Genomic DNA, 18608 nt, shown 5'->3' on the forward strand with positions numbered 1-18608 from the left:
CCTACCCCACCTGGCCGCGATGGCGCAGCAGGTGATCGGCGAGCACGCAAGCCATCATCGCCTCGCCGACGGGAACCGCGCGGATGCCGACGCAGGGGTCGTGACGGCCCTTGGTCAGGATCTCGGTCTCCTGGCCTGAGCGGTCGACGGTCTGGCGCGGGGTGAGGATCGACGAGGTCGGCTTGACCGCGAAGCGCAGCACGATCGGCTGTCCCGTGGCGATGCCGCCGAGAATGCCCCCGGCATTGTTGGAGAGGAAGCGCGTGCCGTCATTGGCCGAGCGCATCTCGTCGGCATTCTCCTCGCCGGTCAGCTCGGCCGCACCGAAGCCGGCGCCGATCTCGACCCCCTTCACGGCGTTGATGCTCATCATCGCCGCGGCGAGATCGGCATCGAGCTTGCCGTAGAGCGGCGCGCCAAGTCCCGCCGGCACGCCCTCGGCGACGATCTCGAGCACGGCGCCGATCGACGAGCCGGACTTCCTGATGCCGTCGAGATAGTCCTCGAAGAACGCCGCCTTGTCCTTGTCGGGGCAGAAGAAGGGATTGCGCGCGACCTCGTCCCAGTCCCAGTTGCCGCGGTCGATCTTGTGCGGCCCCATCTGCACCAGCGCGCCGCGCACCTTCACGTCGGGCAGGACCTTGCGCGCGATCGCGCCGGCCGCAACGCGCGTCGCGGTCTCGCGCGCCGAGGACCGGCCGCCGCCGCGATAGTCGCGCAGGCCGTATTTGGCCTCGTAGGTGAAGTCGGCATGGCCGGGACGAAACTTGTCCTTGATCTCGGAATAGTCCTTGGAGCGCTGGTCGGTGTTCTCGATCAGGAGCGCGATCGGTGTGCCCGTGGTGACCTGCGCTCCGGTGTCGGGATCGGCCATCACACCGGACAGGATCTTCACCTGATCCGGCTCCTGGCGCTGGGTGGTGAAGCGCGACTGGCCGGGACGGCGGCGGTCGAGATCACGCTGGATCTCCTCCGCTTGCAGCGGGATCCGCGGCGGACAGCCGTCGACCACGCAGCCGATGGCCACGCCATGGCTCTCGCCGAAGGTGGTGACGCGGAACATGTGGCCGAAGGTGTTGAAGGACATGAGCTGATCACCCAATCGGAAAAACCGTCATTCCGGGACGGTCCGAAGGACCAGACCCGGACTCTCGAGATTCCGGTTTCGCCTCTCACGACGCGCCCCGGAATGACGGGGACAAACTAACTGTACTTCTCGAAGCCGTTCTCGCCGAACACATAGACCGCGCCCTGCTGGATCGGCAGGTCGACGGCGCCGTGCGGCGTCTCGAAGCCCAGCGCGACCATCAGCGCCCGCGCCGTGCCGCCATGGGCGACCGCCACGATATCGCCAGACAGCCCATCGTACCAGTCGCGCACGCGGCGCTCGACGTCGGCATAGGTCTCGCCGCCCTCGGGCGCCAGCGACCATTTGTCGGTCAGCCGCCGGGCATAGAAGGCGGGATCGGCCGCCTGCATTTCCGGCAGCGTCGCCCCTTCCCATTTGCCGTAGCCGATCTCGCGCAGCCGGGCATCGAGCGCATAGCCCTCGGCTGGCAGCCCCAGGGTCTCACGCACCAGCTCCATGGTCGCGCGGGCGCGGCTGAGCGGGCTCGCGACGTAGGGCAGGCGCGCCGCATCATGGCCGTTGCGCGCAGCGAGCTCGGCCAGGAGGTTGCCGGCCTGCACCGCCTGCACCCGCCCGAGCGCGTTCAGCGGAATGTCCTGCGTGCCCTGCAGCCGGCCGAGCGCATTCCATTCCGTCTCGCCGTGGCGGATGTAGTAGATCGTGGGCCGTGGCATTGCGTGTTGACGTTAGTCCTTGGCGCCGACGGAATTGCTGAGCGAGATGTCGGGCGCCTCGGGCCGCTTCATGCCGACGACATGATAGCCGGAATCGACGTGATGCACCTCGCCGGTGACACCACGCGACAGGTCGGACAAGAGATACAGCGCGCTGTCGCCGACCTCGTCGATGGTCACAGTCCGGCGCAGCGGCGCGTTGTATTCGTTCCACTTCAGGATATAGCGGAAGTCGCCGATGCCCGACGCGGCCAGCGTCTTGATCGGGCCGGCCGAGATCGCGTTGACGCGGATGCTCTTCTCGCCGAGATCGGCGGCGAGATAGCGCACGCTGGCTTCCAGCGCGGCCTTGGCGACGCCCATCACATTGTAGTGCGGCATCCACTTCTCTGCACCATAATAGGTCAGGGTGATGATCGAGCCGCCGTCGGTCATCAGCTTCTCGGCGCGCTGCGCGATCGCGGTCAGCGAGTAGCAGCTGATCAGCATGCTCTTGGAGAAATTGTCCTGCGTGGTCTCGATGTAGCGGCCGTCGAGCTGGTCCTTGTCGGAGAAGGCGATGGCGTGCACGACGAAATCGATCTTGCCCCACTTCTCCTTGAGCACGTCGAACACGGCATCGATGGTCGATGGATCGGTGACGTCGCAATGGCCGAGCACGAGGCCGCCGAGCTCAGCCGCCAGCGGCTCGACCCGCTTCTTCAGCGCGTCGCCCTGGTAGGTCAACGCGATCTCCGCGCCGGCCGCGCGCGCGGCCTTGGCAATGCCCCAGGCGATCGAGCGGTTGTTGGCCACGCCGAGGACCACCCCGCGCTTGCCCTGCATCAAACCTGAAATCTGCGCCATGCGGCTTCCCATCGAACTGATTATGAGAGCATAATCCGGAAAAGTGGAAACCGGTTTTCCGAAAGATCATGCTCAAACAAGGAGATGAGCATCATGCGTTTCCGTGGAAGCGCATCATGCTCTGAGGACTGGACGTACACCACCGGTCTGGCCCGGTACAGCCCCATTCCGCCCGCTCTGTGGCAAACGCCCAGCCAGCTTGCCCGGCTGGAATAGGCCTGAGATCGCGGGGTTATGATCTTTGCAAGGCGCCGGCTGCGGCCTGCGCCCTTGTCATCGCAGCGAACAGCCGCAGGGCAGTCCATGAACGCGTTCCGCCAGAGCGTCGAGACCATGATTCCGGCACTGCGCCGTTATGCCCGGGCGTTGGCGCGCGACATGGACGCGGCCGACGAGCTGGTCCAGGACACGCTGGTGCGGGCGCTGCGCTCGGAACGGCTGTTCCTGGGCGGCGACATCAGGAGCTGGCTGTACACGATCCTGACCAATCTGAACAAGAACCGCCGGCGCTCCCTGGCACGGCGACCTCACTTCATGCCGCTCCAGGACGACAATGCCGACGCCAGCGGCACTGAGGCCGAGGGCCGGGACATCGAGCGCGCGCTGGCGACCCTGGTGGAGGAGCAGCGCGCGGCGCTTCTCCTCGTCGTGCTCGAAGGCATGAGCTACCGCGAGGTCGCCGACATCCAGGGTGTCCCGATCGGCACCGTGATGTCCCGCCTCGCCCGCGCCCGCGCCCATGTCCGTGCCGTGCTCGAGGGCGAGCGGCCGGCGCTGCGGAGGGTGAAATGACCACTGCACAAAAGCCGCCCTGCCATGTTCGGCTGCCCAAGCCTGCAGCTACCGCGCATCGCCGCAGCCGCTCGATTGCAACGAGATCCCGATGATGACCGAGCCGACCATTCCCGTCACCGAAGACGAGCTGCACGCCTACGTCGACAACGAGCTGCCGGCCGAGCGCCGCAGCGACGTCGAGCGCTGGCTGGCCGCGCATCCGGCGGACGCCGAGCGCGTGCAATTCTGGCGCAGCATGGCTGAGGCGCTCCATGCCCGCTACGATTCCATCGTCAACGAGCCGGTGCCGCCGCGGCTCGACCTCGACGGTCTGGAGCGCCGGCCGCGGCGCTGGGTCGTCGCAGCCATGGCGGCAAGCGTGGCGGCCTTCGCGGCCGGCGGCGCGGTCGGCTGGGTCGCGCGTGGCGCTGCGTCCTCGCCGTCGCCGCTGCAGGCCCTCGCCGGCGAGGCGCTCGATGCGCACCGACTCTACGTCGTGGAGGTGCGCCATCCGGTCGAGGTCCCCGGCGACGAGAAGGCCCATCTGCAGCAATGGCTGACGCGGCGCTGCGGCCGCACCGTGCAGGCGCCGGAGCTGGAAACCACCGGACTGAAGCTCGTCGGCGGCCGGCTGCTGCCGGGGCCGACCGGTCCGGCGTCCTTCCTGATGTACGAGAGCACCTCCGGCGAGCGCTTCACGGTGTATGCGACCAAGGTCGGGATCGAGGCGGCCGAGATGCGCTATACGGCGCAGGGCAACACCGCTGCACTGTCCTGGGCGGAGCGCGGCGTCAGCTACGTCGTCAGTGGCAGCAGCGACCGGACGCGTCTCACCCAGGTCGCGCGCCTTGTTTATGACCAGTCCGAACGGGCGGGCGGCTAGCGGCGGACCATTGCCCGATTTCGCGAGGTACCGGCCTCGGCGCGATTACGGCCGTGATCAGAAGCGTTTGCAGGATGGCCGCAAACGCTGCGCGAAACGGTACTGATCCCCGCCTCGCCCGGGCGGGAGACTCGCCAAGGTCGGCGCCGCAATTCGGTCACCGGAAATCTGGAATCAGGTCACCGGCACGTCTCAATATAGCGCCAAATGTTCACGAAAAAATGAGGAGTGTTCGATCCGCCGATCGACACGGAAGCGGCCTCGATCGGGGTTTTGTACCGCGCTGGTCCCCCTTTCGAGGCCGCACTTTTTCTCTCAGCTTTCCAGCTCGCCCCCTCAACTTTAAGCCGAGTGGCCTACAACGCGCAACCTCAGGAGAGGTTGCTGCGCGGATTGTAGGGATGGCGGTCGCGCCATTTGGTCATCAGGGCTTCGAGCTCGGCATCGTTGCCGTCGGGCAGCACGATCCGGGTGGTGACGAACAGATCGCCGACCGAGCCATCGCTCTTGGGCAGGCCCTTGCCCTTGAGCCGGAAGGTGCGGCCGCTGGAGGTGTTCTTCGGGATCGACAGCTCGACCGCGCTGCCGAGCGTCGGCGCCCTCACCTTGGCGCCCAGGACCGCCTCGTAAAGCGTGATCGGCAGATCGAGCCTGAGGTCGCTGCCCTCGACCTTGAAGAACGGATGCGGCGCGATCTGGATCGTGATCAGGAGATCACCTGGCCGGTGTCCGGGCGCGCTCTCGCCCTGCCCCTTCAGCCTGATCTGCTGGCCGGCGGTGACGCCAGCGGGGACCTTGACGTTGAGCTCCTTGCCCGACGGCAGCCGAACGCGCTTCTCGCCGCCCTTCACGGACTCCTCGAGCGAGACCGACATCGCAACCTTCAGATCGAGGTCGAGGCCGACTCCGCCGGTGTCGAACTCGAACGAACCGCCGCCGCCGCCACGTGCACCGCGCGGGCCAGCGCCGCCGAACATGCTGTTCAGGATGTCCTCGAATCCGCCACCGCCAAAGCCGCCACCCGGCCCGCCGCCGCTGCGGAAGGTATAATTCTCGAATCCGCCCCCCGGCCCGCCGCGGCCGGCGCCGCCGCCAGGGAAGCCCTGGAAGCGCGGCTTGCCTTCGGCGTCGATCTCGCCGCGATCGAACTGCTTGCGCTTCTCCTCGTCGCCCAGGATCTCGTTGGCCGAATTGATCTCGGCAAACCGCGCCGATGCCTTCGGATCATCCTTGTTGCTGTCGGGGTGGTGCTTCTTGGCGAGCTTGCGATAGGCGCTCTTGATGGCCGCAGCGCTGGCGCTTCGCGGCACCCCCAAGACCTCATAGGGGTCGCGCATCCGTCACGTCTCCTTACAGAAAGTCAGATACTAACCTATGGGCTCCCCGCCCGCTTTGCATTTCATCTGGGGAGTCCGTTGTATTTTTGCAACGGGTTCCTGATGGTCCCGGCTAGCTTTGCTGCCAGGGTTTGAGCGTCTGGATGTCCCAGCGCCCACGCTCGATACGGCACGCCGAGCCCTGCAGCCAGCGCTCCGTCTTGCCGTTGACGTAGCTCGCGAGGAAATCGCGGCACGTGCGGCCGTTGTCGGCCGTGTAGGACTTGGCGATCGGCGTCACCGAGCCGCGAGCGCCGGTCTGCGGATTCTGCCAGGGCTGGCTGGAATCCTTGCTCCCCCTGGTCAGCACGTCCGACGCGGCGTTGCGGGCAAAAGCGAGATCGGCTTCGGTCGGCTCGCGCTCGGGCGGCGGGCTGACCGCGCCGGTGATCTCCGCATCGTCCATCTTGGCAAAGGCCGTTTCAGGGCGAGACAGGCTGCAGCCGCCGCCGGACAGGCCGATTAGAATGAGTGTCAAAGCGGTGCCGGCATGACCGATCGCGGATAGGCCAAGTCGGACCGATGCCCTATATAGGACCGGACCCGGATGGACTTGCGCGCGCTTGGCCGCGGGTGAACGCAAAACTCGGACTCCCCAAAGACATGACCGACCCCACGAGCATCAAACACCAGACAATCTTAACATCCGGTACATCGGCCGATTTTACCCAGGCCGGCGAGCCGTTTGCGCTGTTTGCCGACTGGTTTGCGGAGGCCAGCAAGAGCGAGCCCAACGATCCGAATGCGATGGCGCTGGCGACGGTCGACGATAGCGGGTTGCCCGACGTGCGCATGGTGCTGATGAAGGGCTATGACCAGGACGGCTTCGTCTTCTACAGCCACAAGGCCAGCCAGAAGGGCCGTGAGCTCGCCGCCAATCCGAAGGCCGCGCTGCTGTTTCACTGGAAGTCGCTGCGCCGCCAGGTCCGCATCCGCGGCCTCGTGACGCCGGTGAGCGACGAGGAGGCCGACGCCTATTTCGCGACCCGGCCGAAGCAGGCGCAGCTCGGCGCCTGGGCCAGCAAGCAGTCGCAGCCGCTGGAGAGCCGGTTCGCGTTCGAGCAGGCGATCGCCAAGGTCGCCACGCAATACATCATCGGCGAGGTGCCGCGGCCGCCGGGATGGAGCGGCTGGCGCATCGCGCCCATCAGCATGGAGTTCTGGCACGACCGGCCGTTCCGCCTGCACGACCGCATCGAATTCCGCCGCGACGCCGCCGACCAGCCGTGGACCAAGGTGCGGATGTATCCGTGAGACATCGCCGAGCGCGCTAGCGCCCGGCTGCCGGCGTCTGATGCCTTGTCGGACGAATCGCCCGCGCGTGCGTGAATCGAGCGCCGCACCTGCAACCATTGTGGTAAGTTGATCCGTCCGGGATCGTGAGAGACCCAGTTCATGCCGACTCCTTCGAACCAGCCGCGGCGCACGATGCTGCTGACCGGCGCCAGCCGCGGCATCGGTCATGCCACCGTCATCCGATTCTCCTCCGCCGGCTGGCGCGTCATCACCTGCTCGCGGCATCCCTTCCCCGAGGAATGTCCGTGGGGCGCAGGTCCCGAAGACCACATCCAGGTCGACCTTGCCGATCCCGAGGACACGCTGCGGGCGATCGAGGAGGTCAAACAGCGCATGGACAGTGGCGAGCTGCATGCGCTGGTGAACAACGCCGCGATCTCGCCGAAGGGCGCCGGCGGCGCCCGGCTCGGCACCGTCGACACCGACCTCGACACCTGGAATCACGTCTTCCGCGTCAACTTCTTCGCGCCGATCATGATGGCGCGCGGCCTGATCAAGGAGCTGAAGGCGGCCAAGGGCTCCGTCGTCAACGTCACCTCGATCGCCGGCTCGCGCGTGCATCCCTTCGCCGGCGCGGCCTACGCGACCTCCAAGGCGGCGCTGGCGGCCCTGACCCGCGAGATGGCGTCGGATTTCGGCCGGGTCGGCGTCCGCGTCAACTCGATCGCGCCGGGCGAGATCGATACCTCGATCCTGTCGCCCGGCACCGAGAAGATCGTGCAGGAGCAGATCCCGATGCAGCGCCTCGGCACGCCCGACGAGGTCGCCAAGATCATCTACGTGCTGTGCACCGAGACCAGCTCCTACGTGAACGGCGCCGAGATCCATATCAACGGCGGCCAGCACGTCTGAGACCGTCGCCGCGGAGGGGCCTGCCCGTCTCCGGTTTGGTTCACGGCGGATTGCCGCGCGCGGCAAGTTCCAGATGGCCGTGCGAAGCGGCGATTAACACCGTTTCCGAAGATCGATTCGGCCGCCACAAACAAAACAGCGCTCCCGGAGGGAGCGCTGTTCAAGGGATGACATCGGCTGCTGAATTTCCGATCGTGGACTTTCGGGCGGCATTGCCGGGATACCGCTCGGCCGAGAACAGTCGTTCAGCCTTCGCACACCAGGCCACGAAGGATCTGCGCGGCGCGCCAGCGCAGGCGGTCGGACTCGACGTTGAGGGCGCTGGAGCAATCATCCTCGCGCTCGTCGTCATCGAGCTCGGCGCCGCAATAGCGGCAGGTGCGCGGCGACAGCGCATGGGCCACGACGATGTCGGCGCGGCTGCGTTGATAGTTGGCCAGCTCGATCACGTTGTTCGATGCCGTTATGCGTTTCTCAACCATTGCCGCCTCTTGGATAAGGCGCGATGAACGCGCCCTCGAGCTCTGCCTTGCATGCCACGCGCCGAGGCGCTCGTAGTCGGTCATGCTCACGAGCAGATTTATCGCAGAGAAGTTTCGATCAAACGTTCAGGGTTCCCGTCAAATTTTACCTGAGGAATTGGGGCGGCTTTGCAGCGGCGTTGCGGCTGGCCTAACAAGTATTTCTGTTATGCGTTGCACGTTGCCGCTTGTGACACTTGCAGTGCATAGCGACTATCAGTCGGCGGCACGCGACCAACGAACATGTCGCCCACGCAGCTAACAACGGGGCACGAATGAGGCGCTGCGGATGGCGCTTTGCCGCAGCCTTCGCGCGGGCGAGCGGCCTGGGGCGGCCGGCGATTCCAGCTCGGCTGCGCTACAGCCACTTCTTCAATTTGAAGATGTAGTACGGCACGATCGCACAGATCAGCATCAGCACCAACGCCATCGGATAGCCGTGCACCCATTCGAGCTCCGGCATCATCTTGAAGTTCATGCCGTAGATCGATGCGATCAAGGTCGGCGGCATCAGGACCACCGCCATCACCGAGAACAGCTTGATGATGTTGTTCTGCTCGAGGTTGACGACGCCGAGCATCGCATCCAGCACGAAGGTGATCTTGCTCGCGAGGTAGGACGCGTGGTCGGTCAGCGAGGCGACGTCGCGCTGCATGGTCTTGAGCTGCTCGCGCATGTCCTTCGACCACTTCACGCCTTCGACCACCGCAGACAGGAAGGTGACGAGGCGGCCGATCGACACCAGGCTCTCACGCACCTTCGAGGTCAGGTCGCCCTTGCGCCCGATCGCGATCAGGATCTGCGAATATTGCTTGGCGTGTCCGTGACGCTCATTGTTCGGCTCGAAGATCTCGTGGCTGACCTGATCGATATCAGCCCCGACCTTCTCGAGAATGTCGGCGCAGCGGTCGATCACGGCGTCGAGCAGCTCCATCAGCACCATCTCGCCGGTGATCCCGGGCGCACAGTTGCGGGCGAGCTTGGCCTCCACCACCGCGAACGGGCGCGGCTGGTCGTAACGCACCGTCACCAGGCGGTGGCCCGCCAGGATGAAGGTGACTGCCGTGGTCCTCGGCATATCGGAGTCCGAGTGACACATCAGCGTGGCCGTCATGTAGCGGGCCCCGTTCTCGATGTAGAGACGGCTCGAGATCTCGATCTCCTGCATGTCCTCGCGGGTCGGCACCGCGATCCCGGCCAGCTTTTCCACGGCCCGGTCCTCGGCGCTGCTCGGGTTCACGAGGTCGACCCAGACCGCATTGTCGGGCAGAGCCGCGGGATCGGTGATCGCCAGCTTCTTCAGCGCGGCTTCGGACGGAACGAACACCGAGAACATGGACAAAACTCCGAATCGCGAAACGTGAATTTTCGGGGACGTAGCGGCGGGATGCTGCCGCCTTGTGACGCAGCTTGCGAGCCCGGTCCATGGGCTTTCTCGCGAAGGCCATGGTCTCAAGGGCAACGCCCCGGCGGAGAGACGATCGTGCCATTCGGAGCACAGCTGTGGATGACTGCCCGCATTTTTGCGGCAAAAAAGCAACAATCGCGGCGCTGCAGCGTGACCTGTGCGTGTATCGGCTGGAATTGAGAACGATTTTGACGATAATGGGACATGTGGAATCGCGCTGCAGTGGCGCGGCCGTACCATTGCAACGTCAGCTGTCAATTGGAATTGGTGACATGTCGCTGAAGGTGAAACTCGGACTCCTGGCCGCCGGCCTGATGCTGTCGGGCTGCATGCAGGCCACGACGTACGAGGCGACCAACACGCAGGCCTTCAAGCCGAAGGACAAGGAGCTTCTCGCGAAGATCCGCTACACCAACACGCCGGTGGCCGAGCCCTATCGGCGCGCGATCGTCGAGTATCACCGCAAGGAAGCCCCGGGCTCGATCGTCGTCGATTCCGACAGCCACTACCTCTATTACGTCCTCGATGGCGGCAAGGCGATTCGCTACGGCATCACCGTCGGCGAAGAGGCGATGGCGTGGTCGGGCATCGCGAAGGTCGGCGCCATGACCGAATGGCCGGCTTGGCATCCGACCAAGGGCGAGATCGAGCGCCTGGGCGTTCCGACCTTCGTCGCGCCGGGTCCCGACAATCCGATGGGCTCACGCGCGATGTACCTCTATGCCAACGGCAAGGACACGCTGTTCCGCATCCACGGCACCAACCAGCCGGAATATATCGGCGCCTCGATCTCCTCGGGCTGCATTCGCCTGACGAACGAAGATGCGATCGACCTCTATAACCGGGTGAAGGTCGGCACCATCGTCGTGGTGCTGGATCCGAAGAAGGGTGATTCGCCCTACAAGCCGCAGATGGCGCTGCAGGGCGGCGGCACCTTCGCTGCGATGCAGTGAGCCCCGGCTGAAGCCGGTACGATATTCAAAAGCCGAGAAGCGCGTTTAGCGGCCTTTCCAAGGCGCCGGTCACCCGGCGCCTTTTTGTTTGGGGCTAGAACAATCCGCGGAACGGATCCCAGCCAGGCCGGCCGTGATGGCGCTTCCGTGGAGCCGGCTTCGATGGCGAAGCCCGTTCCCCACTTGAGCTGTTCAGGGCGCGCTGGTCCCGCCCGGCTGTATTCCGTGCCTTGTCGGACGCTACGGTCGGCGCGCGCGTCTCTGCGGCGACGCGTCCGGACTTTTGCTGTTCAGGCGCAGACTTCGACGCGGTCTGCCGATTGCGGACCGTTCCGGCGGGCTTTGCGGCCGGAGGCTGCGCTTCCGTATCGGCCCGTCCGGATCGGTCGTCAGCAGAAGGGCTCTGCGCGGTGGCCGGCGGCTCGGCCTTCTCGTCGGTACCGGCGCGACCGCTGCTGTTGTGTTCGGCGTCGGTGCTCGCGGTCTTCCGGACATTTTCGGTGCCAGCCTGCGCGGTCTCGCGTGACGGCGCGTCGTCGGGCCTGGCGGCGGGCATCAGGGGCGCGACCTTCGGCAGCGGGTCGAGCACGTCCCATTGGCAGATGCGGTAGTTGTTGCGGCGTTCGATCAGGTCGAGATGAATGTGGTCCTCGTGGTACCAATCCGAATCGGGGCCGAGCACCGTGGAGAAATGGGTGCAGACCGCGTGCAGCACGGACTCGCGCAAATCGCGCGGCTGATTTCGGTCGGTGAGATCGATCATGCGGCCGTCGGCCAGCTTGAAGCCGTGGACGTCCAGCGCATTGGCACGGCCGTGCTCCGATAGCTGCGCGCCGCTGACATTGTTGCGGCCGCGGCACTGATAGGAATCGAAATTGTCGAGCGCAGTGACCGCGCTGCCGAGCCGTTCGGCCAGCGGCGCCACATCGTTGCGCACCCAGTTGACGACCGCGGTCGCCATCGGACAACGCATGGTCGCCGCGGGCGTCAGCGCCACCCTGCGCTTGTCAGGCAGCACCACCGCCTCCAGCCGCACCAGGTCCTCGCCGCCGCAGCCGCCGGGCCCCTTGATCGGCGGAATCGACGGCGCGATCGCGACCTCTTCGGTCAGGGCCAGCCTGCAGGCCGAAGGCGGCGGCGGGGCTTGGGCATCCACCTTTGCACCGGCGCTGGCCGCGTCGCGCGGAGCGGCATCCTCCCCCTTGGCCGCCTCCCGCGCCGGCGCATCGGCAGGCCGTGGCTGCGGAAGCGGCACCTTGGCAACACCGTCGGCCAGCTTCGCTGCGGGCTCGGCGGCCGTGGGCGGGCTGCGGTGCGCCGATTTCGCGGCCGCCGCCGGCGCCGCCATGAGCCAGCTCAATGCGATCGCCACGGCCACAGCGCTAACCATCACGCCCGGCGCGACGTCGTGGCCATCACAAGCCCATTTGCGTCGGGTGCGGCGCGCGCTAAAATTGACCAAAGAGACCAAAAGACCCTCGCTGCAAGCGAATACCGGAGGAACGACCTGATGCTTGGTTTGATGCAAGACTGGCCCCTGCTTTGTCACCGGATCATCGAGCATGCGGCGACAATCCACGGCTCCCAGGAGGTCGTGACCCGCTCGGTCGAGGGCCCCATCGTTCGCACCACCTACCGGCAGATCCGCGACCGCGCTCTCAAGGTCTCGCAGAAGCTGACGCGCGACGGCATCAAGCTGGGCGACCGCGTCGCCACCATCGCCTGGAATACCGGCCGTCATCTCGAGGTCTGGTACGGCATCATGGGAATCGGCGCGATCTGTCACACGGTCAATCCGCGCCTGTTTCCCGAGCAGATCGGCTGGATCATCAACCATGCCCAGGACCGCATCGTCATCACCGATCTGACGTTCGTGCCAATCCTCGAGAAGCTCGCCGACAAGCTGCCGAGCGTCGAGCGCTACATCGTGCTGACCGACGCCGCGCACATGCCGCAGACGACGCTCAAGAACGCCGTCGCCTACGAATCGTGGATCGGCGAGGCCGACGGCGACTTCGCCTGGGGCACCTTCGACGAGAACACCGCAGCCGCGATGTGCTACACGTCCGGCACCACGGGCGATCCGAAAGGTGTGCTGTATTCGCATCGGTCCAACGTGCTGCATGCGTTGATGGCCAATAGCCGGGATTCACTCGGTACGTCCGCAGCAGACACAATGCTTCCGGTGGTTCCGCTGTTCCATGCCAACAGCTGGGGCATTGCCTTCTCCGCTCCGTCGATGGGCACCAAGCTGGTGATGCCCGGCCCCAAGCTCGACGGCGCGTCCGTCTACGAGCTGCTCGACACCGAGAAGGTGACCTACACCGCCGGCGTGCCGACGGTGTGGCTGATGCTGCTGCAGCACATGCAGGCGCATAACCTCAAACTGCCGCATCTGAAGATGGTGGTGTGCGGCGGCTCGGCGATGCCGCGCTCGATGATCCAGGCCTTCCTCGACATGGGTATCGGCGTGCGCCATGCCTGGGGCATGACCGAGATGAGCCCGATCGGCACGCTCGCCACGCTGAAGCCGCCGTTCCTCGCCGCCGACGGCGACGCCAAGCTCGACGTGCTGCAGACCCAGGGCTTCCCGCCGTTCGGCGTCGAGATGAAGATCACCGACGATGCCGGCACCGAGTTGCCGTGGGACGGCAAGACCTTCGGCCGGCTCAAGGTGTCCGGGCCCGCGGTGTCGAAGGCCTACTACAAGGTCGACAGCAACATCCTCGACGATGAAGGCTTCTTCGACACCGGCGACGTCGCAACCGTCGACGAGCATGGCTACATGCGCATCACCGACCGCTCCAAGGACGTCATCAAGTCCGGCGGCGAATGGATCTCCTCGATCGACCTGGAGAACCTCGCGGTCGGCCATCCCGCGGTCGCCGAGGCTGCCGTCATCGGCGTCTATCATCCGAAATGGGATGAGCGCCCGCTGCTGATCGTGCAATTGAAGCCCGGCCAGACGACGACGCGCGAGGACATCCTGAAATACATGGAGGGCAAGATCGCCAAATGGTGGATGCCCGATGACGTCGCCTTCGTCGACGGCATTCCGCACACGGCAACGGGCAAGATCCTGAAGACCGCGCTGCGCGACCAGTTCAAGAGCTACCGCTTCCCCAACGCCGCAGCTTAGCAACAACTCCCGTTCCGCGCGAGACTCACGGCCCCTGCGCCCCCGCGGGGGCCGTTTGCGTTCCGCGCAAAAAGTTCCATCGCCCTCGCCTCGACCAAAGGCGAATAGGAAGCCCATGGGCGGGTTCCTAAGGTCCGGCACCATAAAAAACGAGGGAACGCCACCATGCGAAAATCAATCCGCCTGCTGCCCTGGCTGCTGGGAGCATCACTGGTCGCCACGGCCGCTCACGCCGCCGGCAACAAGGTCGTGATCGGCGACATCGACGACATGTCCGGGCTCTATGCCGACGTGATCGGGCCGGGCGGCGTCGAGGCTGCAAAGATGGCGATCGAGGATTTCGGCGGCAGCGTGCTCGGCAACAAGATCGAGTTCATGGAGAGCGATCATCAGAACAAGCCGGACGTCGGCGCCCAGAAATTGCGCGAGTGGGCCGATCGCGACGGCGTCACCATGATCCTCGGCGGCTCCAACACGGGGGTCAGCCTCGCGATGGCCACCGCCGCCAAGGAGAAGAAAATACCGTTCATTGCGATCGGTGCCGCCGGCGCCTCGCTGACGGGCAAGGACTGCACGCCCTACACCGTCCACTACGCCTACGATACGACCTCGCTCGCCAACGGCACCGCCAAGACCATGGTCAGCCAGGGCGGCAAGAGCTGGTTCTTCCTGACCGCCGACTACGCCTTCGGCACCCAGTTGCAGGAGGCCGCGTCCAAGGTGGTCGAGGCCAATGGCGGCAAGGTGGTCGGAGCGGTCCGCGTGCCGCTCTCGACCTCGGATTTCTCCAGCTATCTGCTGCAGGCGCAGGGCTCGGGCGCGCAGGTTCTGGGCCTCGCCAATGCCGGCAACGACTTCACGAACTCGATCAAGGCCGCGGATGAATTCGGCATCGCCAAGACGATGAAGCCGGCGGCGCTGCTCGCCTTCGTCAGCGACATCCACAGTCTCGGCCTGAAGACCGCGCAGGGTCTCTATCTCACCACCGGCTGGTATTGGGACCTCAACGACAAGACCCGCGCCTTCGCCAAGCGCTACTTCGAAAAGACCAAGCGCGAGCCGACCATGAACCAGGCCGCCTACTACTCGGCGACGACGACCTACCTCAATGCCGTGAAGGCGGCCGGCACCACCGACTCCGACAAGGTCATGGACCAGCTGCGCAAGATGAAGATCGACGACATGTTCACGTCGAACGGCAAGATCCGCGCCGACGGCCTGATGGAGCACGAGATGTACATCATGCAGGTCAAGAAGCCGGAGGAGTCGAAGTACCCCTGGGACTACTACAAGCTGATCCAGACGATGTCGGGCGAGGAGGCGTTCGGCAAGCTCGCCGACTCGGCCTGCCCGCTGGTGCATGGCCACTGAGCATCGGCGCAGCCTGACCAAGGAAGCCGCGGCCCCTCCCTTTCGGCGGGGCCGTGGCGTTTGTGCCGCTGCGGCTTTGACGTGGCGCAAGACGGCAGGCACGGCCGCATCTAGAAGAGGGGCATGGGTTCAAGAGCGCGCGTCCCGGCTTCCACGACATGGCGCGACGTACCGTCGACGGTGCTGACGCTCGGGCTGGTGTCGCTGCTGATGGACATCTCCTCGGAGCTGATCCACGCGCTGCTGCCGATCTTCCTCGCGACCGTGGTCGGCGCGTCCACGGTGACGATCGGCCTGATCGAAGGCGTGTCCGAGGCGACCGCCGCAATCACCAAGGTATTCTCCGGCGCACTGTCCGACCGCATCGGCAAGCGCAAGCTGCTGGTCGCAATCGGCTATGGGCTGGCGGCCCTGACCAAGCCAGTGTTTCCGCTCGCCGGCACATCCTGGCAGATCCTCGCCGCGCGCTTCGTCGACCGCATCGGCAAGGGCATCCGCGAGGCGCCGCGCGACGCACTGATCGCCGACGTCACGCCGGAAGGCATCCGCGGCGCGAGCTACGGCTTGCGCCAGGCGCTCGACACGATCGGCGCCTTTGCCGGTCCCCTCCTCGCGGTGGCGCTGATGGCGCTCTATGCCAACGACTTCCGGGCGGTGTTCTGGTGGTCGGCGCTGCCGGCCGCGCTCGCCGTGCTGCTGATCCTGTTCGGCGTGCGCGAGCCGGTGGAGACAGCGCCTGCGCCGCACCCCGGCTGGCCGGTCCATACGCGCGAACTGCGACGGCTGCCATCAGCCTATTGGATCGTGGTCGCCATCGGCGCGGTGTTCGCGTTGGCCCGCTTCAGCGAGGCGTTCCTGGTGCTCAAGGCGCAGGCCGACGGCCTCGCTCTCTCCCTCATCCCGTTGGTCTACGTGCTGATGAACCTGATCTATGCCGGCGTCGCCATGCCGGCCGGCATCCTCTCCGACCGCATCGGCCGCAACAACGTGCTGACCTGCGGCCTCGTGGTGCTGACAGCCGCCGACCTGACGCTGGCCTTCGTGCCCGGCCTGATCGGCACCGCGATCGGCGTCGCGCTGTGGGGCTTCTACCTCGGGCTGTCGCAGGGGCTGCTGTCGGCAATGGTCGCCGATACCGCCCCGCAGGACCTGCGCGGCACCGCGTTCGGCCTGTTCAACCTTGTGACCGGCGCTGCGCTGCTGGTCGCGAGCCTGCTGGCGGGATGGCTGTGGCAAGCCTATGGGTCGCAGGCGACGTTCGCGACCGGCGCGGCATTCTCCGTCGCAACCATCCTGTTGATGCTGACGGCCTTGCGCGCGCGCCCCACCCCAAGCGTCTGACACAGTCGACGGATCAACCGCCCTCTCCGGGCCAGACCCCTCTTGAATTTAGCCCCTCCGCGTGGTCTCACACGGATGACCCGGCCGCCCGGCGCAACGCAGGCAGCGGCCCAACCCGGCAGTTCCTGACACGATGGCACGCAGGTTTCACGCCCCCTATCTGTCGGAGCCCATCTCCAGCCTCGCGACCTGGACCCGCAATCTGGCGGTGTTCTCGGTCGTCGCCGTGCTGGTCTCGATCCTGATCCTGCGCTTCGATTTTCTGGAGATGAAGCCGGCGCTGGCGACGTTCTTCGGAGCGCTGGGGCTTGCCGTCCTGTCGATCCTGCTCGGGCTCGCGGCCTTCGTCGCGATCTGGCGCAACGGCAGCCGCGGCATGAGCCGGATCCTGCTCGCCTTCATGATCGATGCCGTGGTGCTGGCCTATCCGGCCTACCTCGCGCTCCAGTACCGCAAGCTGCCGAAGATCTACGACATCACCACCGACCCGATCGATCCGCCGCGCTTCGAGGCCTTGGCGCCGCTGCGCAACGGCGACGGCACCAACACGGCCGTGTATGCCGGGCTGTATTCAGCCGAGCAGCAGCAGAAATTCTATCCGGACATCGAGCCGGTGCAGATCGAGCTGCCGCCCGATCGTGCCTATGCGATCGCGCTGAAGCTGGTCAACCGGCGCAAATGGTTCGTGGTCGACGAGCGCGCGCCGCAGCCGCCGCGCCGCGTCGGCCGCATCGAGGCGGTCGCACGCACGCCGATCATGGGCTTTCGCGAGGACATCTCGATCCGGATCCAGCCCGACGGCGAGGATTCCCGCGTCGACGTCCGCTCCGCCTCGCGCTATTTCGAGTCAGATATCGGCAGCAACGCCGCGCGCGTGACCAAGCTGATCGAGGATCTCTCCAGCGCCGGCGAGGCCGAGGCGCAGAAGCCGGTGAAGAAGGTGACGCCGCCGCCCATGGCAGCGAAGGGGAATGCGAAGACGGTGAAGAAGTGAGAGGCGAATAGGGATTGCCGAACAGGGGGAACGTCGAGCACGACCGTGCTTCCTTGCCTCCTCCCTACTCCCTCTTCGCTACACCAGCCGATACGTCCCGCCGATCACCGGATCGCCTTCCGTCGCGACCACGCCGCGGGCGACGAGGTCTTCCAGATGCGCCAGCACGGAATAGCCGGCCGCCGTGGTGAGCCTGGGATCGATGCCGATATAGATCGCGCGCACCAGGGTCGGGATGTCGGCCTCGCCCTTGGCGAGGCGATGCAGGATCGAGGCCTCGCGGGCTTGGCGGTGACGCATCAGGAAGCGCGTGTAGCGCGGTCCCTCCGGAATTTCCGGCCCGTGGCCTGAGAAATACAGCTCCTCGGGCCGCGCGGCGAGCCGCTCCAGCGAAGCCATGTAGTCGACCATCGAACCGTCGGGCGGCGCCACGATCGAGGTGGCCCAGCCCATCACGTGATCGCCGACGAAGGTGGTGCTGCGCGCAGCCCAGGCGAAGGCGAGATGGTTGGCCGTATGGCCCGGCGTCGCCAACGCCTCGAGCTGCCAGCCCCGCCCCTCGATCACGTCACCATCGGCAACGGTGACATCGGGCGCGAAGTCCCGATCGACGCCGGATTCCGGGCTGTGCTTCTCGCTCTCGTAGCGCGGCCGCGACGCGCGATGCGGGCCCTCGGCATAGACGGTGGCGCCGGTCGCGGCCTTCAGCCGGCCGGTGTTCGGCGAGTGATCGCGGTGGGTGTGCGTCACCAGGATGTGCGTGACGGTCTCGCCTCTGACGGCATCGAGCAGCGCCTGCGCATGGGCCTCGTTGTCCGGACCCGGATCGATGATCGCGACGTTACCGGTGCCCACGATGTAGCTGACGGTACCGGTGAAGGTGAACGGGCTCGGATTGTTGCAGAGGACGCGGCGAATGCCCGGACGCACCTCCTCGACGACTCCAGCTGCAAGCGGGAAGTTGCGGTTGAACGGGACGTCTTCCTCAGCCATCTGCTGCCCTTAACTCTGCGCGGGCGCTTGAATGGCCCGCTTCCTCCGGCGTCATGCC

At 66.0% G+C, this 18608-nt stretch carries 17 protein-coding genes and 1 pseudogene; 9 read left to right on the forward strand and 9 right to left on the reverse strand.

The genetic code is table 11. The features are described 5' to 3' along the window. Position 1 precedes the first annotated feature (1 nt). The 3 genes from aroC to fabI form a co-directional block, all read right to left on the reverse strand. On the reverse strand, positions 2-1087 hold the full coding sequence (gene aroC, locus ACQR1D_RS26125; RefSeq protein WP_316178359.1) for a chorismate synthase: 1086 nt from the start codon (positions 1085-1087) through the stop codon (positions 2-4). A 116-nt stretch (positions 1088-1203) separates the two neighbouring features. Then, the gene (locus ACQR1D_RS26130) at positions 1204-1803 is read right to left on the reverse strand and encodes a histidine phosphatase family protein (protein ID WP_315802313.1); all 600 of its coding nucleotides are present in this window, start codon (positions 1801-1803) and stop codon (positions 1204-1206) included. Positions 1804-1815: 12 nt separating this feature from the next. Further along, positions 1816-2649, reverse strand: coding sequence for an enoyl-ACP reductase FabI (fabI, locus tag ACQR1D_RS26135; RefSeq protein ID WP_315802312.1), 834 nt, complete (start codon positions 2647-2649; stop codon positions 1816-1818). Positions 2650-2952: 303 nt separating this feature from the next. On the opposite strand from fabI, the gene ACQR1D_RS26140 reads away from it, so the two are divergent. Then, positions 2953-3441 (forward strand): sigma-70 family RNA polymerase sigma factor, encoded by a 489-nt coding sequence (locus tag ACQR1D_RS26140; RefSeq protein WP_315802311.1) that lies wholly within the window; start codon positions 2953-2955, stop codon positions 3439-3441. 91 nt (positions 3442-3532) lie between these two features. Further along, positions 3533-4306: an anti-sigma factor family protein gene (locus tag ACQR1D_RS26145; RefSeq protein WP_434839803.1), complete on the forward strand. Its 774-nt coding sequence runs from the start codon at positions 3533-3535 to the stop codon at positions 4304-4306. Positions 4307-4677: 371 nt separating this feature from the next. On the opposite strand, the gene ACQR1D_RS26150 is transcribed toward ACQR1D_RS26145, so the two are convergent. Next, complete coding sequence (locus tag ACQR1D_RS26150) at positions 4678-5643, reverse strand: DnaJ C-terminal domain-containing protein (protein WP_316238312.1); 966 nt, start codon at positions 5641-5643, stop codon at positions 4678-4680. 112 nt (positions 5644-5755) lie between these two features. Further along, positions 5756-6160 (reverse strand): RT0821/Lpp0805 family surface protein, encoded by a 405-nt coding sequence (locus tag ACQR1D_RS26155; RefSeq protein WP_315802308.1) that lies wholly within the window; start codon positions 6158-6160, stop codon positions 5756-5758. 125 nt (positions 6161-6285) lie between these two features. Between ACQR1D_RS26155 and pdxH the strand changes: the two genes are divergently transcribed. Together pdxH and ACQR1D_RS26165 are read left to right on the forward strand one after the other, a co-directional pair. Beyond that, the gene (gene pdxH / locus ACQR1D_RS26160) at positions 6286-6936 is read left to right on the forward strand and encodes a pyridoxamine 5'-phosphate oxidase (protein WP_316238311.1); all 651 of its coding nucleotides are present in this window, start codon (positions 6286-6288) and stop codon (positions 6934-6936) included. A 141-nt stretch (positions 6937-7077) separates the two neighbouring features. After that, positions 7078-7830, forward strand: a complete 753-nt coding sequence (locus ACQR1D_RS26165) for an SDR family NAD(P)-dependent oxidoreductase (RefSeq protein ID WP_315802306.1) — start codon at positions 7078-7080, stop codon at positions 7828-7830. A 245-nt stretch (positions 7831-8075) separates the two neighbouring features. On the opposite strand, the gene ACQR1D_RS26170 is transcribed toward ACQR1D_RS26165, so the two are convergent. Together ACQR1D_RS26170 and ACQR1D_RS26175 are read right to left on the reverse strand one after the other, a co-directional pair. Beyond that, complete coding sequence (locus ACQR1D_RS26170; protein WP_409997915.1) at positions 8076-8396, reverse strand: hypothetical protein; 321 nt, start codon at positions 8394-8396, stop codon at positions 8076-8078. A 313-nt stretch (positions 8397-8709) separates the two neighbouring features. Beyond that, on the reverse strand, positions 8710-9687 hold the full coding sequence (locus ACQR1D_RS26175; RefSeq protein ID WP_315802305.1) for a magnesium transporter CorA family protein: 978 nt from the start codon (positions 9685-9687) through the stop codon (positions 8710-8712). A gap of 344 nt (positions 9688-10031) precedes the next feature. Here ACQR1D_RS26175 and ACQR1D_RS26180 point away from each other — a divergent pair, with 344 nt between their 5' ends. Continuing rightward, positions 10032-10712, forward strand: a complete 681-nt coding sequence (locus ACQR1D_RS26180) for a L,D-transpeptidase (protein WP_315802304.1) — start codon at positions 10032-10034, stop codon at positions 10710-10712. Between the two features lie 307 nt (positions 10713-11019). Here ACQR1D_RS26180 and ACQR1D_RS26185 read toward each other — a convergent pair. After that, positions 11020-12102, reverse strand: a pseudogene (locus ACQR1D_RS26185) (extensin family protein); the annotation flags it as partial. A 120-nt stretch (positions 12103-12222) separates the two neighbouring features. Here ACQR1D_RS26185 and ACQR1D_RS26190 point away from each other — a divergent pair. From ACQR1D_RS26190 to ACQR1D_RS26205, 4 genes are all read left to right on the forward strand, one after another. Continuing rightward, positions 12223-13851 (forward strand): fatty-acid--CoA ligase, encoded by a 1629-nt coding sequence (locus ACQR1D_RS26190; RefSeq protein ID WP_434839804.1) that lies wholly within the window; start codon positions 12223-12225, stop codon positions 13849-13851. Positions 13852-14016: 165 nt separating this feature from the next. Beyond that, on the forward strand, positions 14017-15222 hold the full coding sequence (locus tag ACQR1D_RS26195) for an ABC transporter substrate-binding protein (protein WP_316218401.1): 1206 nt from the start codon (positions 14017-14019) through the stop codon (positions 15220-15222). 123 nt (positions 15223-15345) lie between these two features. Further along, positions 15346-16563: an MFS transporter gene (locus ACQR1D_RS26200; RefSeq protein ID WP_434839805.1), complete on the forward strand. Its 1218-nt coding sequence runs from the start codon at positions 15346-15348 to the stop codon at positions 16561-16563. 133 nt (positions 16564-16696) lie between these two features. Then, a complete protein-coding gene (locus ACQR1D_RS26205) occupies positions 16697-17557 on the forward strand; it encodes a DUF1499 domain-containing protein (protein WP_315802299.1) in 861 nt (286 codons plus the stop codon). Positions 17558-17635: 78 nt separating this feature from the next. On the opposite strand, the gene ACQR1D_RS26210 is transcribed toward ACQR1D_RS26205, so the two are convergent. Further along, positions 17636-18550, reverse strand: a complete 915-nt coding sequence (locus ACQR1D_RS26210; protein ID WP_434839806.1) for an MBL fold metallo-hydrolase — start codon at positions 18548-18550, stop codon at positions 17636-17638. Positions 18551-18608: the final 58 nt, after the last annotated feature.

This window comes from Bradyrhizobium sp. HKCCYLRH2047 (assembly GCF_051168175.1).
In the GTDB taxonomy this organism is placed as follows: Bacteria; Pseudomonadota; Alphaproteobacteria; order Rhizobiales; family Xanthobacteraceae; genus Bradyrhizobium.